At 43.3% G+C, this 17,867-nt stretch carries 14 protein-coding genes; 3 read left to right on the plus strand and 11 right to left on the minus strand.

Annotated elements, in window-relative coordinates; genetic code table 11:
* Nucleotide 1 precedes the first annotated feature (1 nt).
* From Vsou_RS11165 to Vsou_RS11195, 7 genes are all read right to left on the minus strand, one after another.
* Entirely contained in the window at nt 2-1,342 is a 1,341-nt protein-coding gene (locus tag Vsou_RS11165; RefSeq protein WP_188603260.1) for a signal recognition particle protein Srp54, read from the minus strand.
* 367 nt (nt 1,343-1,709) lie between these two features.
* Entirely contained in the window at nt 1,710-2,612 is a 903-nt protein-coding gene (locus Vsou_RS11170) for an ATPase domain-containing protein (RefSeq protein WP_054843791.1), read from the minus strand.
* 178 nt (nt 2,613-2,790) lie between these two features.
* Nucleotides 2,791-4,380 (minus strand): PINc/VapC family ATPase, encoded by a 1,590-nt coding sequence (locus Vsou_RS11175; protein ID WP_188603262.1) that lies wholly within the window; start codon nt 4,378-4,380, stop codon nt 2,791-2,793.
* A 66-nt stretch (nt 4,381-4,446) separates the two neighbouring features.
* Nucleotides 4,447-5,439: a mevalonate kinase gene (gene mvk, locus Vsou_RS11180; RefSeq protein WP_188603263.1), complete on the minus strand. Its 993-nt coding sequence runs from the start codon at nt 5,437-5,439 to the stop codon at nt 4,447-4,449.
* 153 nt (nt 5,440-5,592) lie between these two features.
* Nucleotides 5,593-6,798, minus strand: a complete 1,206-nt coding sequence (locus Vsou_RS11185) for an MFS transporter (protein WP_188603386.1) — start codon at nt 6,796-6,798, stop codon at nt 5,593-5,595.
* 149 nt (nt 6,799-6,947) lie between these two features.
* On the minus strand, nt 6,948-7,205 hold the full coding sequence (locus Vsou_RS11190; RefSeq protein WP_054843728.1) for a hypothetical protein: 258 nt from the start codon (nt 7,203-7,205) through the stop codon (nt 6,948-6,950).
* 129 nt (nt 7,206-7,334) lie between these two features.
* Entirely contained in the window at nt 7,335-8,873 is a 1,539-nt protein-coding gene (locus Vsou_RS11195; RefSeq protein ID WP_188603264.1) for a 4Fe-4S binding protein, read from the minus strand.
* A 99-nt stretch (nt 8,874-8,972) separates the two neighbouring features.
* Between Vsou_RS11195 and Vsou_RS11200 the strand changes: the two genes are divergently transcribed.
* A complete protein-coding gene (locus Vsou_RS11200; protein ID WP_188603265.1) occupies nt 8,973-12,335 on the plus strand; it encodes a hypothetical protein in 3,363 nt (1,120 codons plus the stop codon).
* A gap of 54 nt (nt 12,336-12,389) precedes the next feature.
* Here Vsou_RS11200 and Vsou_RS11205 read toward each other — a convergent pair whose 3' ends face one another.
* Genes Vsou_RS11205 through Vsou_RS11215 form a run of 3 tightly spaced genes read right to left on the minus strand, consistent with a single transcriptional unit; the run spans nt 12,390 to nt 14,848 of the window.
* The gene (locus Vsou_RS11205; protein WP_188603266.1) at nt 12,390-13,208 is read right to left on the minus strand and encodes a hypothetical protein; all 819 of its coding nucleotides are present in this window, start codon (nt 13,206-13,208) and stop codon (nt 12,390-12,392) included.
* Nucleotides 13,168-13,938, minus strand: coding sequence for an ABC transporter permease (locus Vsou_RS11210; protein WP_188603267.1), 771 nt, complete (start codon nt 13,936-13,938; stop codon nt 13,168-13,170). Before Vsou_RS11210 ends, Vsou_RS11205 begins: the two co-directional genes overlap by 41 nt.
* Nucleotides 13,925-14,848 carry an ABC transporter ATP-binding protein gene (locus Vsou_RS11215; RefSeq protein ID WP_188603268.1) on the minus strand — a complete coding sequence of 308 codons (924 nt, stop codon included), beginning with the start codon at nt 14,846-14,848 and terminating at the stop codon, nt 13,925-13,927. Before Vsou_RS11215 ends, Vsou_RS11210 begins: the two co-directional genes overlap by 14 nt.
* Before the next feature lie 118 nt (nt 14,849-14,966).
* Here Vsou_RS11215 and Vsou_RS11220 point away from each other — a divergent pair, with 118 nt between their 5' ends.
* Both Vsou_RS11220 and aspS read left to right on the plus strand, forming a co-directional pair.
* Nucleotides 14,967-15,479 (plus strand): transcription elongation factor NusA, encoded by a 513-nt coding sequence (locus Vsou_RS11220; RefSeq protein ID WP_054843732.1) that lies wholly within the window; start codon nt 14,967-14,969, stop codon nt 15,477-15,479.
* A 37-nt stretch (nt 15,480-15,516) separates the two neighbouring features.
* Nucleotides 15,517-16,818, plus strand: coding sequence for an aspartate--tRNA(Asn) ligase (aspS, locus tag Vsou_RS11225; protein WP_188603269.1), 1,302 nt, complete (start codon nt 15,517-15,519; stop codon nt 16,816-16,818).
* Here the strand turns inward: aspS and Vsou_RS11230 are convergent, their stop codons facing one another.
* Nucleotides 16,819-17,775, minus strand: a complete 957-nt coding sequence (locus tag Vsou_RS11230; RefSeq protein WP_188603270.1) for a hypothetical protein — start codon at nt 17,773-17,775, stop codon at nt 16,819-16,821.
* Nucleotides 17,776-17,867 lie beyond the last annotated feature (92 nt).

The raw sequence follows: 17,867 nt of genomic DNA on the forward strand, positions 1-17,867 counted from the left end.
CTCATTCGCCAACCAGTCTTCCCAGTCTCCTGCGTGATTTCTTTATTTGATTAACCATCTTCTTCATTAATTGATAGTAATTGAGTAATTCCTTGACATCCTTTGGAGTCACCCCTGAACCCTTTGCAATTCTACGAATCCTTGACGCATTAATAACCTCTGGGTTTAGTAATTCTTCCTTGGTCATTGAATTAAGTATATGTCTCCATTTTCTAAGCATTTCTTGCGCACTGCTCATTCTACCCTCATCAAGCATCACAGCCCTATACTGCATTGGTAACATACTTGTCGGTAACAACTCCATTATTTTGCTCAGAGGACCGAGCTTCATCATAGAGTCAAGTTGCTTCTTAATGGTTAACAGGTTTATCTTACCTTCCTCAATCTCCTCCATGATCTTATCCTCCTCCTCAATGGCCTTTATCTTCTCGATCAACGCATCAACATCACCCATACCCAATAGCCTCGAGACGAACTTATTGGCATTAAAAACTTCGATTTCATCAATGTCTTCGCCAATACCGATGAACTTAATCCTCGCGCCACTCCTTATTACTGAGGTCAATGCACCACCTGCCTTGGCAGTGCTGTCCATCTTTGTCAGAAACACGCTATTTATTGGAACATACTTCATAAAGGCCTCGGTTTGGGCTGCAGCTTGCCTACCAATGGTTGCGTCAATAACTAGCATTACCTCGTCAGGCTTTGCCTCCTCATAAATTGCCTTAGCCTCCCTCAGTAGTTCCTCCTCGTTTCTATGCCTACCTGCGGTGTCTATTATTATTAAATCAACCTTATTGCGCTGCATGTACTCAAGGCCATGTCTCAAGATCGCTATTGGGTCCCTCGAATCTTCCTCACCATAGAACAACGCATTTATCTTCTCGGCCAACTGCTTGAGTTGGTAATACGCACCTGGTCTATATGTGTCGGTTTCAATGAGACCAACCCTTAAGTTCCTCTTTATGTAAAACCTTGCCAGTTTGGCCGCTGTTGTGGTTTTTCCACTACCCTCAACTCCAATGAGCATTAACCTATAGGGTTTCTTGTTAATGTTGACATTCGGTGTTTCCTCCCCACCGAGGGCCTTAACCAACTCCTGGTAGAGAAGGTATAGTAGGAATTCCTTGGATGTTATACCCTGAGGGGGTTTTTCCTGCCTAAATCTTTCTTCGATGGTCTTCGTTATTGAGGATACCACATCCGCACTCACGTCAGCCCTTAATAATACCCTCTGTATTTCCCTCAATACTTCCTTCAGCGTTGTCTCGTCTATATAATTCAATCCCCTAATCCTGCTAACCAAGTTAGTGAAGGCCTCAATTAATGGATTCGGCGCCACTGCAACCTAGGTTTCGCCTAATCCCCTTAAATAATTATTGCAGGTATTGCTAATAGCCCTAGGCCTAATAACACCATACCGGGACGCAATATTAGCACGAAAACAATTCCTTATCACGTCCACACTTAGGCGACCACTTATTGAGTAAATCGCGATACACCGCATCCAATATTGGTACCGAGAATGTTGTTTCGGCATTAAAACGAGGGCAACACCAAAAGGTTGCAGAGAAATCACTAAGGCAATGAGAAACCTAGGTTACGGAGATCCGCCCTAGGCACACGGGTATAAAAGCAAAATATAGCAATATTAGTTTTCCAAGTTTCTCATATCCCAAGTCAATATGGCCTTTAGGCAGTTTTACTGCTTATTGCTGCGTCTCATAGTATTGAGACGTGTAGTACTGCTGTGTCTGTGGATAATAGTAACCCTGGGAATACTGCTGGCCACAGTAATAACTCCTGTAATAATCAAGTGTGTTCCTGTCATTTAATGGGCCAATGACATAAATGCCGCTAGGCCCTATTTCATATATTAGTTTTATTGGTCTAATGGGCATCCACCTCATTTTCCTAATGAACATTACCCTAGCCAAGCAACCAAAATCGTTATTGAGTAACGATACTTCCCTAAGCGATAGCATTATTACGCCGCTCGCCAGGTACTCCTCAACGCCAAACCTGCTAAGTTTATTCTCTTCACCAGTGGGTATTTCGGAGGTCATTATGGTAGTTACGTCCTTCATTCTCTTAAGCTGAAAAACAAGTTCCCTAAGGTACTCCCTTATCCAAATAACGTCTTGATGGCTCATTATTATTAATGGCGCTATTGGGTCAATAACGAGTCTCTTAACATCGTACTTCTTAACCTGCTCAATAATCATCTTGGCCAAGTCCCTTGGATCAAGGGTTATTTTCTCATCCCGTGCATAGATCCTGAAGTAGGTTCTGAAATCAGCCATTATCAACTTACCGCTCCTTTCATAGGAATCCAAGTCCCAACCAAGCGCGTCGCGGACGCCCTTCTTAACGTCCTCGGAGGGTTCGTCCACAGTGACGTACATACCCACCTCCTCTAGGTCGGCTCCTGTTTTTAGGAAGGTTAGGCTAAAGATTGTCTTGCCAGTACCAGCCTCGCCGGCTATTAGGTAAACCTCGCCTTTCTTGAATCCACCACCGAGTATGTACGTATCTAGGTAGTTAATGCCAGTTATTGCCTTGTCCTCGTAATAATAGTAATAATATGGGTATTGCTCCTGTGGATACTGCATTGTTTGCGTATTGTAGGGATATTGATAATAGGTCATTGTATCATAGTAATTATTTGATTGATAGTTATTATTATAATTGGAATTAGGATAGGAATCCGAAGCAGCGGTTACTGATCTCCTCACTTGGTTCATATTACCCGACAATAGTTATAAGAGTACTTATATATGTTGCGTTTCATCACCGTTCCTTTGGCTTTACCTTAAGTTGAACATTGAACTTCCTCCTAATATTCTCAAGCTTAGGCAAACCCTTAGAGATAACAGCGCCTATGTAAGCATCTGGGACCTGAATAACGATTGAGCCATCATCGTCCTTAACTATCGATATCTCCTCCGGCGGTACATACTTTCTCAATACCCTCACGATCCTGCCAACCAATCTCTTGTCGCTAATGGCAGGGCTAATCCTACGTGATTTGCTGATGGGCGTTACAAATATCTCCTCACCAAACACATAAATCTCGTATTCAGTGACGTCATTTATAAAGTCCTTAACAATAACTACGGGCCTAGCAAGATCCTCCTCGCTCATGCCCTCGGGCACCTTAACTGTTAACTCAAGGCTATAGACCTTCTGAACCTCGCCATCCTTCATGTACAATACGGTATCAACTATGGAGGGAAGCATACCAAGCTCGGTCCTACCTATGAATCTTTGAATTGAATCTATCGGACTCGTTGCGTGAACGACGCCGACCATACCAACACCCGCCAGTCTGAGGTCTATGTATAATTGGAAGTCGGCCGTGTCTCTCATCTCGTCGAAGATCGTGAAGTCAGGCCTAGACAACAGCAGTAGGTCGTGAACCTCCTCAGAAGTTGCGTAGGTCTTTGATATCTGTGTTATCTCATTAGGCAAGATCATGTCTCTAGGTGATTCAACGGTTTTAACGATCTTACCAAGGTTCATGTAGTACTCTGCCAGGGCCTGGGCGAAGGTGGTTTTCCCAGCACCAGGTGGACCGGCTATTAGTATTCCCTCGGCCTGCCTGCTCAACCTATCGAGAACCTTTGGATGTAATGAGTACTCCTCAAGTCTTCTCTTAATTAATGGCCTAACCGCCGTTATCTCAATACCATCAGAAACAGGGGGTAGCGCAATGACTATTCTATACTCGCCGTGCTGGATTATGAGGGAATTCTCCCTCCTGATCTCAACCCTAGTATTACTATTGGCCATGAGAGACGCAGATATTAACTCCCTAACAATCCTCTCGAGGTACTCCCTACCAAGCGGTTCATTACCAAGAGGCACCAATTGCCAGTTACCTGGTCTTCCCTTCTTGGCGTATGGTATTGAACTCTCCTTTAGATGTACGGACATCGTGTCACCATCAAAGAACCTCTCTATCTCTAGTCGATCCTTGTGCTGTCCTATGAATAGTGTTTCGATGCCCATTGCATGGGCGATTTCAAGGCTCATCTCATCACTGGTTACCAAGGTGGCGCCCAGCTCCCTAGTCAGCTCCCTAATGATTTCATCCACTGAGTGCTGATCAGGCCTTGGTATTGACTTGGGGAATATTGACACGTACTCAACCTTTACATCTTCAAGGCCAAGCTTATTTATTGAGTCCATGATGTAGTTCAACTCTCTAATGCCTAACCAACCCAGTGCACCGCCAGCCCTAGCCTCGTTCTCAAACTTTCTAATTATCTCGGTATGTATTAATAACCTACCCCTAATGTTACCCTTTAGTATTGCTTCCTTTAGGCTTCCATCCAGAAACACTGATGTGTCAGGTACGTAAATATTGCTTATCTGCATCTCACTTATCGCTATATAATCGATACTAACACCCTTAATAAATGCTTTTGTTCATAATAACAGGAATTAATCATTACTAATAACCACAGTACCATCAGTGTCTAACCCAGCCTTTAGCACGGAACCACCAGTAAGCTCTATTGCCTTCTCAACCTCAGACTTATTGGTTAAGGCGATCATACACCCACCGCCACCCGCACCAGTTAGTTTAGAGCCAAGGGCACCCGCGTACCTAGCTACGTACACCATCTCATTCAATTGCTTAGTGGATACACCCAACGCATCCAGCAAACCGTGGTTTATATTCATTAAAACACCCATCAATTCCAAATCACCCTTTTCCAAGGCCTCCCTACCCTTCCTAGTGATCACGCCTATGGACCTTATTATGGGTTCAATCACGTCCCTCATGGACTCATACTTCCTCCTAACCATAGCCACTAAATCCTTGGTTGTACTAACCCTCGGTGTATAACCAATTATTAGTGGAATAGTCACACCAGGCTTCACAGGCTCCATTGCTGTGCTATTGCCCTCAGGCTTTATGTACATAATACCGCCAAAGGTAGCCATTGTAGTGTCTGTGGGACTCGCCGAACCCTGTACGTCCCTCTCAACCTGCCAAGCCAAACGTGCTAACTCACGTTTGTCAACGTCATAACCCAATTCCTTTACGTAGGCCAGTATTGTCGCCACGGCCACCGCCGCTGACGTACCAAGTCCAGCGCCCACTGGCATCTCTGACCGTATCATTAAGTCAATACCGACCTTCTTATTGAAGTATTCCATGGCTAACTCAACGGCTCTCTTGACATAACTAAGTGCGGAAATGACTGCGCCGTAGTCTGTTCTTGCGACTATATCACCATTCTCATGAATAGTCACAGAAATACCTGCCAATCTCAAGTCCCTTGCATTTATACTTACCTTGTTATCATCCCTTGCCTTTGCGGTGACGTATATGTACTTATTAACGGCCATTGCCAGGGCAGGCTCCCCATAAACAACAGCATGTTCCCCATATAGTATTACCTTACCTGGTGCCCTTACAGTAACCACAAAACCATGATAATTATGGGGAATTAAATTCTTCCATTAATATCTCATAAACACCAACACTGAGGGCACTGGGTAATGAGGACTAATGGGCCTAATGAAAAACTGAGTATGAACTTAGTTAACCTCCTTAATAACTAACCTAAAGTAGCATAATTACTCATTAACAGTGCGATGGGCTCTCCCTAGGTTAATTACCATTAAACCCAACGATAGAACTAACGGTATTAGGAACAGAGACTCCGTGTTCAACCTATATAGTTCGCCCGCCACATAACTACCTATTGTCTGTCCAATTAATTGAAATGTTATTAATAGGCTCATTCCGTAGCCCCTCCTATCAATATTAATCCTATTACCCAACTCGCTCTGTATTGCGGTCATGATTAATTGGGCACCAACCTGCAGAAGTAACATGTACCCAATGGTCGAGTAGGTATTTTCGAGCAAGCCTATTGCGCTACCCACCGTGTTAATAATGATCCCAGTAATAAGCAATTTACCTCTATACTTATCGACATAAAACAAGAGGAGGATGCCTAGTAATATGTAAGCCGCGTAGGAGGCGGATACAAGGTAACCCCAGTATACGGTGCTTAGCCCCAGCCTGTAAACAACGTATATAGGCAGTAATGTGTTGATGGGCATTACTGCTATGTACATTATTAATGTTGTTAAATACATGATTAATAGGTCACTTGGTAAATGAGTCATGTTACCCAAGGAGTAGTAGGAACGCAATAACTCCCTAAGGGAGATACTCCTTGACTTGTTGTTTAGGGTCTCCTTAATCGTGAAATGCCTAATTATTGATACGATCGTGGATATGGCTGCGGAAAATAGGTAGGCAAACCTAATACCAAGTAATCCATACTTGTTAATTAGGAGGCCGCCGATTGGCGGTAGGACTAACCACGGTATCTGGGGTAGTACGGATGTCACCAGAATACCACTGGCGTATTTTTCAGGCGGCAATGAGTCTATCAATATCGCCAGCAGTGCCGGTTGATAAAAGCCTGCGGCCATGCTCAGGGCATAGAATACCGCGAGTAATTGCCAGCTTGGTGCTATTACCATTAGGTACGTCGTTATTGTTATTAGCCAGGTACCTATGATTATTGATAGTCTGCGGCCCATGGTATCCGTTAGATAACCACCAGGTATTATCGTCATTAACTGCGCTACCACAGACACTGAGTAAGTCAAACCAATATCAACTGCATTGGCACCAAGCATTTTAAGGTAAATCGAGAAGTAGGGTGACGTCACCGCATTGCCGATGGCATAAAGGAACCAGGTAAGTAACAGTATCCCAACATTGCCTGTCACATAGTATTTAATGTTGCTCCTTATGCTCCGCAATAATGATCCCTTATTACAACGCAAGTGAAAATAATTAATTTTAAGGATTATTACTGCGTCATCAGTTGTTTTTGCTCTTCATCATTAATCAAGAGACCGTCGTCTCATCATATCAAATAATAAACTGCTTAAATCACTTAAAAATATTGTTATGATATTACGTAATAATGATCTTTCATTAACTCCATCACGTTTTTCTCATTTGTGCGTATTGGCATTACTATGGGCAATGTGTATGGCGTTGGTAATATCAACAGTCTCGAATTATTTTTCTCATTCAGTGATACATTAATGGGATTCCCATTACTACTATTTTCTGGGTTTCTCCTTACTGTCACCTGTTTCGCTTGATTTGAGGCCATTAATAGATTCCTTACTGTGGATATTATGGATTTTATTTCCATCATACATTTTTCAGATGCCATGAAGGGCTTAAATACCTGTAGGGTGATTAGAGTTCACCTGCTATATATCAAGTGTAGTGAAAAAAGTACTATATAGCATATATATTTTGCATAAAAGGATACCCGGTTAACTTAACGTTTTTCAATGGCACTAGCCCTCATGATAGCACCCCTGGTGCACACCAATTGGCAGATGCCGCACCCAACGCACCTGTTTGGGTCGATAATAGGCTTCTTACTTAGTTGAATGGCAGGGCAACCAATACGTAGGCAATCACCACAATTATCACAGTACTCCTCGTCTATCTTAAAAGCATGCTTGTCTGCATTGTCCAGGACATTTATTATGGCGATACCCCAGGAATTAACAATGCTCAGGAGAGCCTGTAATGAGTCCAGTGGGGCATTTGGATCGTAGTTAATAACCTTATACTCAATACCACCCCTAGTTAGTGAGTCTATGGAGTCCTTGCACTTGTTTCCCAAGGCAATAATTATCAGTAAATACTTGTTACTGTGTTTCATAATATCATTAATTATTTCTCCTTGGTTAATTAACGTACATGGATTCGAAACCACTATCAACCTGCCATACTCATACCTAGACCTTAGGTATGCTGATATAGCCATTAATGGGTTAGTCACAATGTCGACTATTTGATCAAAGTCTCTCGGTTCAAAAAATGTCGGTAGCATGTCGTAACTCGGCAATAACCCATCACTGCTGACCAAGTGTGCATATGCTGCATCAATCACAATCAACGATACCTCGCCGGAAACCTTATACTTTGATAAAAGCCATTCAATAAGCATTAATGGGTCTCCTTCTCTTCGAAAAAAGATCTCCTGAACGGCATCCCGCACTAAGTTACTATACCAATCACTAACGGCATCACTCATAAACTTACCCACATTGAGTTTCCTCGGTAAGTAATCACTGCTATCAATGACATATTTAATACCCACAACATCCCTAGGCAACGGGTTTACATACAATGGCAGCACCAGCGAATGATCATTAAACTTATCCATAACCCCCTTAACAAAGGGCCATGCCGACCCAGAAACAAGGATCCCATCGCCTTTCCCGATTATGTTGACGTTATCTTGGGAACGAATGAACACCTCCTTTGGGATCTCCCTACGTGCGCCACTCAGCAATCGATGAAGGCCCCACCTCATTGGTTCACTCCAATTCTTATTGAACGTTGGTTCTCTATGCCTAATGCCAAGGCCTCTTATTGTATCATCAACATTAAGCCAGGGCCCGAGCCTAATGATGTAAGGCGTCTCAAAGGCCTCACTATAGTCTCTACTTTCCCTGATCGCCTTGACCAAGGCCTCCCCGTCCCAGGGCTCCAGGCATGGCAAGCCCATCAACTCACAGTAAGGCCTTACATCGTGTAGATCGAAAACGAGGATTACGAGGGATCCCCTGACCCTAGCTACACCGAGGGCACCCAATGAGTTTAGGAGACCAAGGTCATCTGTTAGCACTGCGGTGTCTCTGAACATGCTGGAAAGGATCTCGGCCTCATTCATGGCGCCCTCCGGATGAACCTTAACGTTAAATACCTTGTTAATTACATATGAACCAGTGATCACTACATCGTTAAAAGAATCCCTTAGTATATCGGCGATCCTTATGATACTACTTCTTACCTCATGCACTGATTCCCGCCATAATTCACGGCTTAAAAAGGCTTATTTTTGTTATGAGATTGAAAGGCTTAATAACACTAAAATGCAAGAAATTAGGTATAGAATTATATGAAGCCCTGGTTCAACACAAAGCAAGTGATGGAGAAAGTCATCCTACTCCTTGCCGTATCTCTGGTTCTATTATCAATTAGCGTCAACGCCCTAGCGCCAACCGTGAACAGCACGCACTTCCTAATATATGACCTAGCTAATGCTGGTTCATCATATGACCAGGTCCTTGACAATTACCTGGAGCAAGCCTATTCACTATACACTGGCTTGGGTATGAAAATGACGCCGCCATGCAGTGGCAGTCAGTACACGGTATACGTAGTGGCGCAAGCCCAACAGACAGGCGAGGCTGGGATAACAGATATACAATACAATTACAATCCAAGCACTGGGCAAATTATTAGTTCCTGTACAATAGAGATAAACATAACCGCTGGCCTATCAGGCGACTTGTTGGAGCACACGGCTTACCATGAGCTTGTGCACGTATCCCAATACGCCTACGTGCAATACATAACTATTCCGCAGAGCTACCCATGGTACATAGAGGCCGATGCGGAGGGTACGGCAAGTTACTACACGAATCAATGCCCGCTAGCTCAGAGCTACTTCCAATATAATCAGTATGAGTATGATCCCTATGATTACTCTGGGAAACCCATAATAAACATGTATTATTACTCGGCCTTCGTTTATTGGCTTATTGCAAATGGTGTTGGGCCATCGACGATTGAAGAGAATGTATTTGCCAGTAGTTCCGTAGTGGTTTCTTGGCTTGATAATTACTACGTTCAGTACCTGCTCTCCTTAGTTCATGGACAGAACCTGTGCGGTTCAACCTACTATCCAAGCTTTCAATCAGTAGACATGAGCGGAAGTATGTACTCCCTCAGCGTAAGTCTTCAGGGATTGAGTGCCCAGTATTACGAGATCCAACTGCCGGCTACTGGCACGATTGAGATAACCATAGGCAGCGGGACAGTGATTAGCAATCTACAACTCAACTCGGAATTCATGGTAACCAATACGACATTGTATATGGTTCTTGCAAATCCAACAACAGGTAGTGAGGATGTAACAGTAACTGTTCAGTATGTGCCTCACATGGGAATTAAGGTGGTTGGTGGTGCGTATTACGTGGTGAGCCAAAAACTAAACCTTGAGCTATACATCACGTACCAAGGAAGCCCAGTGAGTGGTACTGCCTATGTTAATGGCACGGCGGTGGCTGTTAGTAATGGCTATGCAACGGTATCGTTTACTGGCATTACCTGGGGAACCTACACAATAAACGCAACCTACAATGGCGAGTCGGCACTAACTGGCATAACGCTTGATGAACCGTCAATGAGCATAATAACGCCCCAAACACTGTACCTAACAAGCAATAGTTTTGGTTACATGGTAGTAGGTGTTAATAATCCTAATGATGTCCAAGTCATTACTACAATAATGATGTCATCGCCACCAAGTCCCGCAAATCCATTTAAGCCAATGATCTACTTCATGCCTGGTAATGAATCCGTGACTTTAGATCCAGGGCAAAACTCAATAAGGTTTTATTTCATGGTGAATTCCACAGTGGTGAATGGGCAGGGTGACGTGTATTTATACGTAAGTCCATCAACCGCCGAATCCATTGTATACAGTATAGTCCCAATCCAGGTAAGTATTGCCAGTGTTAACTATGATATTAGCAGGAATTACACCATGGTCAATGTACAGGCGAGCAATATAGGTTCATTAACCACTGGGTTCCCAGGGCTAAGTGGCACGGTGTATGTTAATTACAGCACATATACAGTGGCCACATTTAGCATTAACATTCCAAGCCCTAATCTTACACTAAGCCCGCAAATCCTTGAGGTTGCCCCCAATTGGGTAATCATCAATGCCTCAGTACTCCTGCAGCCGGCTCAATCATGTCCAGGTTATCCACTTCATTATGTTGGGAATGTTTACGTAAATAACTCACTAATTGGAAACCTAGCAGTACCATGCGGCACAGGCGGCGGTGTATGGGGATTAATTAACGCGACATACACCGATTGGCGCGTTGCATTGACTGTGACAGGTACCAACATAAGTAACGTGATCAACATAACACCACCATCAATAACTATTACCAATTACGTGTGGAACGTTAACCGCACTGACATATATGTAAATGTCACATTAAGCGTCTCTGGCCCATATAGTTACTTGGTACTCGGACGCGTTGTTACTAACTCAAGTATTGAATCGATGTATACTTTATCTCCGAATGACACGTCTGTAACAATAAACACGGGTTTTAGTGCGTTCACTATACAAAGGCCAAAACTGATAATGAATCTCTCATCACCATGGCTCGTTATTTACCCGCAACCAATCAAGATAACACTAAATATAACAGCGCCTCAACACCTAGCCTACGCGGGAAATATAAGCATATACATAAATAATACATTATATAATCAGACCAGCGTAGATCTTCAACCGGGTGAGTCAATAACAATAAATGCGGAACTAAGTCCTGACGAACCGGGTCTCTTAAATATAACCATTCTACCCACGGATCTTCAGCCAATAAATATCTCCATTACATACGTGAAGCTCATAAATCTCCTAATACAGGCCATGCCGCTGGTCATTATCGGGAGGTCCGAGGTAATCAATGTCACGCTCATTGATGAACCAGCTACACCGATACCAATAAACATGACATTGCAGGGATGTAGTAATGAGTCCATGACAGTAATGGGAAATTACTCACTAACCCTCAGCTTCAATAACGAGTGTAGGCTTGTGGTCACGGCTAAATCATACACATTAAGTGCAATTAACGTGAGCTATTGGGATTACTTAAACCTGTGGCTCGGTAACGTGATCGCCTATTACAATAAAATGCCATTAATACTAAATGGGACGGTAACAGCCTACGCAACATTCCTAAACGGAACCAGGATCCCAGTGCCTGTGTTAATAAATGGTTCAAGTTCAATCTCTATACGAAGCCTCGGATCAATAAACCTGGTACTAGGCGTTACCTACCTTGGCGTCAGTAATAAATCAAGTATCAAAGCCTACGTAGTGCCACCCACCTACCTCCAGGCTAAGGAAGTACTCAAGGCACTGGGTGATCCCTCATTCCTTAACGCTACTGTAGGCAACGCAATAATGAGCGGTAATTGGAACCTAGTTAATGAAATAGTCAATGATTACCAGGAATCATCGAGACCGTATGATCCCCTGGCCCACCTCTCGAGGTATTTATTGGTTCAGGCAATATCAAGTGGCAATATCAGCAACATAACCCTGGTGAATTATCTACTCAGGTATGAAGCCGTGATTTATGCAACATTACTACTTATTGTTATAATATTCGTCATAATCATGCATAATAAAAGGATGAAACCCAAGCCCACACATAATAATTAAACCCTTCATCCTCGTTGAACGCATCCATAGATACCAGCGTCACCGCTCATGCCATTACGTGAGTCCCAGTTTGCCCTCAAATCTTAGGCGTTTATCGAATAATTTAACTAGGAAGAACGTGATGAAAAATAGGGCAGTGACTGTAATTACTGAGTAGAGTACTTGGTAAGCAATTGGTATTGGTAATTCTAGATATCCCAGGGCTGATTCACGCATTATAACGAATGGGTACGCTATTGGCGAATACTCATTTATTGGTAGTACATACTTATTGGCTTCACTGGGTATTAGGCCGCCCAGTGTAGGCATTAGGAACTGCATTATATCCGTAATGACCCAGTTTGATCTAAGTCTAATAACTAGCATTGCATAGATAGTTGATATGAAAAGAAGCTGGAGAGAGGCAAGCACTATGGATAATATGAATATGGCTGGGTCACGAATATCTATTACTAGGCTAAACACTACGTAGAAGCTTACCACTAGGGAGGCAAGATCAAGTAATGTATATATAGAGTAGGCGATTCCCCACCCCACTACGTGGGTTAGTAGATCGTTGGTTATCGACATGAAATTCTCGAGGACGCCCTCATAACTCTCCTCAATGAGTCCACTGCCGAACCCCCATAACCAACTTGAGTATAGGGCAAAGGCGTATGCAGCCCAGAGGAATAACTGAAGTATTTGCCTGCTCAGTGTTAATACCCCGAATCCTCTAAGGGTTAGTATGAAGAATGCGAGCCACAATGGCGCAGTTACTATGTTTATTATTATTGATGATGGTCTAGAGAATAGTAAACGCAACCCTCTCCAAACTTCAACCCCTAATTCCCTAAACACCCCTACTCCTGAGGTCCCTTTCAAACCTTGCATAGGAGGTCATCCCCAGTATGAGGTATATTACCGTTGCGAGCAGTAGCTCTGTTATGAGCATTACGTTACCGTGTCCAATCATTTCCAGGTACATTGAATAGAATGTCATGTACATGGGTAGTGCATAAATGAGTTCCTTGATCCATAGAGGCAGTACGTATATTGGGTATGTGGTTCCCGAGAGTATTGTTAATATTGGCGTTACTACATTCATTATAGTATCTGCATCATTAAATTTCATAATAAGCCCTACTATCAAGAGTCCAATGCCATAAAGAGGCAACAACCCAATAAAGAGGAGTATTAAGGCAATAACCAGCCTTACTATCCCTGTTATTCCGGCGCTAATGTAAATTATTGGTAAAGAGGCTATGGTAAAGGCGCCTAGGTTGACGACTATCATTACCATGGACGTGCCGAACAATATCACGTACATGCTAGTAGGTGTTGCAAGCAGGGACTCAAGTCTCCCACCATTTTTCTCTTCCCAAAGAAACCTAGCCCCTGTCTGTACCATGATTATTGACAGCATTAGTACCTCAAGACCAATGAATTGCCTTAGGAAGATCCCACTGGTTACCCTTACAAAGAAGGATGCTATAAAGGACATACCGCCAGCTATGAAGTACGGTAGTAGCACCAATAGTACTAAGCCACCAGGTTCCCTACTAATTATCCTTAATTCATTAGCCATAACCACATAAAGCACGTCTAACTTATCTATCCTCATTTCTAATCACCCTTATGAAGGCCTCCTCGAGAGATGGTTCATTAATCCTAATTTTACTTATTCTCAATCCCCTTGACTCAGCATCACTTATGATCCTGCGGAGCGTGTCGGTGGGGTTTACGGTTTCCTCACGTATGGTCTCCACGTGCTCATTAACCTGCGCCTCAATCTCAATTACATATTTTAACCCAAGCATATCCTTAATATCCCTTGGGGATCCCTCGATCACTATCGTTCCGTTGTTTATTATACCAACCCTGTCACAGACCTCCTCAACTTCCCAAAGGTTATGACTAGTAAATAGGATCGCCTTGCCCTCCTTTCTAAATTTCCTTACTAATTCCCTTACCTCCCTTGCCGATACTGGGTCAAGCCCTATGGTTGGCTCGTCGAGGAATAGAACCGGTGGATCATGCATTAAAGCCCTGGCGATTGCAAGCCTAGCTCTCATACCAAGTGAATACTCTTCGTAGGGCCTATTCATGGCATTCTCAAGACCAACCAATTTCATTAATTCCCTAGCCTTCGCCTCAGCGGTTGATTTACTTAGTCCATAGAGCCTACCGAAGTATGCCAGATTTTCGTACCCACTAAGCCTGGAGTAAAAACCCTTGTCTGGGTAAAGAACTAAACCTATGATGCCCCTAACTAAGGGGGCCTCCCTAACCACGTCATGCCCATCAATAGTTGCATACCCACCGTCTGGGATCAGTAGCGTGGTAAGGATCTTAACAGTCGTGGTCTTGCCCGCCCCATTCGGACCCAGTAACCCATATACCTCGCCCCACCTCACATTTAACGACAAGTCCCTTAAAGCCTCCACTACGATTTTCCTCTTTCTTATGAAACCAACACGTTCGTAACTAATGAATCTCTTCCTAAGGTTGGATGCTGCTACGGCGACACTCACACAAGGGCCACTACAGGGCTGTCCAAATAAAAATGTTTTGTCGTGAACCGCAGTTACCAACCAATTCAGCCTATTCCAAGGCAAAGGTTTATAAGCTGAGTATTCCTATGGGTATCGAATGAAAATACCGTTTTGTACCTTCTGCGTTAAGACTAGGGTGTTTTGCAACAAGTGCCAGTCACTGCTTGATAGTGGAGAATATTCTATGCTCGATGTAGACGTTAGTGATGCCCTTCTTAACATAGCCACCGGCAAGATGGAGGAGATCCTGAAGAACGTTGAGTATGTGAAGTCGTATGAAGTTGGCGACCTATTAATCGTGGTGCTTAAGGGCGTAAAGACGCTTCCTCGGGCCATAATACAGCAGATTGAGCACGATCTCGAGAGAGCATTGAATAAGAGGGTTAAGGTTGTTGAAAAGGGTGTTAATGTGAATGAGCTTGCTACGCAGTTGGCATCGCCGGCTCGAATACTCACGGTATCGACATCATGGCTTCCTGACGGTACCACAGAGACCGTTGTCAGAATAACAAGAAATGAACTTAGGCGATTGCCATTTAGACCAAGCGAGTTGGCTAAAGTTCTTAGTCAAATTAGCGGCACAAACATCAGGGTTGAGATTACTAGGTAATCACAATTTTTAAATTCCAAAAGTTTACCAATAAATCGTGAGTTTTCCGAGGAAAACCCACTGGACAAAAAACATAACTCCAGAGCTAGATGGAAAAGAAGTCGTACTAGCCGGGTGGGTTTGGGACATTAGGGACATTGGCAACATAAAATTCATACTACTCAGGGACAGGGAGGGCTTAATCCAGCTAACGGTAAAGAGGGGTACGGTACCTGAGGAAGTGTGGAGCACCGCATCATCACTAAACAGGGAGGATGCCATAGTGGTTAAGGGTATTGTTAAGTCCAGTAGGATTGCAAAGGCCGGTGTTGAGGTATTCCCAAGTGAGGTACACATTGTTGCTAGGTCTAAGGCTTTACCGATTGATATATGGGGCTCCGTAGAGACCGACCTCGACACTCGGTTAAAGTATAGGTCGGTGGATCTCAAGAGGCCTCTCAATTCCCTAATATTCAAGGCTGGGAGCGAGGTTACCCGTGCCGTTCGTGATTCCTTGTATAATCACGGCTTCATTGAGGTATTTACACCAAAGATAATAGTAACAAGTACTGAGGGTGGCGCTGAATTATTCACAGTGCAATACTTCGAGAGAGTGGCCTACCTAGCACAAAGCCCGCAGCTTTACAAGGAGGAGTTAACAGCGAGTCTCGAGAGAATTTTTGAAATAGCACCCGCCTATAGGGCTGAGAAGCATAATACCAATTATCACCTTAATGAGTTCATATCTGTCGATATTGAAGAGGCCTTTGCCAATTACATGGATGTTATGGAGATACTTGAGGACGTGATAATCAATGTATATGATAGGGTAAACAAGGCCTTTAACGACGAGCTAAATAAGTATGGAATAGAGATAAAGAACCCCAGGAAGCCCTTCAGGAGAATCACGTATGACGAGGCCTTAGATATGCTAGGTAAAAGAGGGTTAAAGATTGATTGGGGCGAGGATGTGCCGAAGAACGGCATGGAAATCCTCAGCGAAGAGATTGGGGAACCATTCTTCATAATACACTTCCCAACGGACCTAAGGGCGTTCTACACAAAGCCCCTTGACTCAGACCCAAGGATAAGCGAGTCCTTCGACCTCGTTATAGGCGGTTTAGAAATAGCATCAGGGAGTAGCAGGGTTCACGTTAAGGAGCAGTTAACAGAGGCGTTGAGGAAGAGGGGGTTGAACCCTGAAAGTTTTGAAAATCACTTAATGATTTATGACTATGGAATGCCACCACACGCAGGTTGGGGCATGGGCCTATACAGACTGCTAATGGTGTTACTGAGGAGGGATAATATTCGCGAGGTCGTGCTCTACCCAAGGGATAGATTTAGGCTTGAGCCATAGCTATATTATCTTTCTTCTCCCAATTACGAATACTGAGCGTAGGTTAATAGATATTACGTAGTTTCTGGCCTCGTTATTTGACGCCACAAATTCCTTACCTATTCGTATGAATCCGTGATAATCCATTAATCCCCACCTATACCCTAAACCGCCTTTTCTTAATTCAATATTAAGTGATAAGATCGATATTGCAAGTAATATCCAAGCCACTGGGTTACTTGGTAATTGCTGTATTGGTAATGACGCAACCAACGAACTCACAGTCTCTATAGAGGATGTTAACGACGTCTCAACAGGGCCTATTCGCTTAATGGATTCTGCATACAATGCATAGGGTATTACATTACCAACTAATGCCAATATTAATGGGTAATAAAGGTAATTAAGAGCCAGGGTCGATGCCGAGAGACTCCGCATTACTAAGTATGAGATCATCAGGGTACCTAGTGATTGACCAAGTACAAAGTTGATGATATCAACATCACCAATCCTTACAAGGGATATTGTGTATATGAGGTTCATAACCATGAGGAGCAACGCACCATATATGGAATCACCATAGCCTTGGAACAGTAGGTACAGTGCTCCAAGCAGGGTAATTGCTGATATTATGTACCTCGTGTTAATGCTCCTATTAGTAACGTAATCAAGGGCTATCAACGGTACTATATAGCTTGAACTTACAAGGGCTGTTAATCCACCAGCTCCACCTGACAGCTCAGTATATAGGTAAATAATCACGTAATTAATCGGTGATAACAATAAACCCTTGATTATTGATTCTCCATCATAACCATAGAATGGTAGAATTATAAGGAGTAACGCCACAGAGAATAGATAGCTTAGGGCGATTAGATTATTTATGCTAAATAGTCTAAGAGCTAGGTAAATAAGTGGGTATGACATTCCCCACAGGGCTGAGGCGAGCATTGCCAGTGCCAGATGTCGCTTAGTCATAGGGCTCACCAGGAATTCGTGGACTAAGAAAATGGCGAAGCTTTTATTGCTCTTGGTAATTAAAAATCTTTCTAAATCACTTTTTTAGAAGT

Origin of the sequence: Vulcanisaeta souniana JCM 11219 (assembly GCF_026000775.1) — an archaeon.
In the GTDB taxonomy this organism is placed as follows: Archaea; Thermoproteota; Thermoprotei; order Thermoproteales; family Thermocladiaceae; genus Vulcanisaeta; species Vulcanisaeta souniana.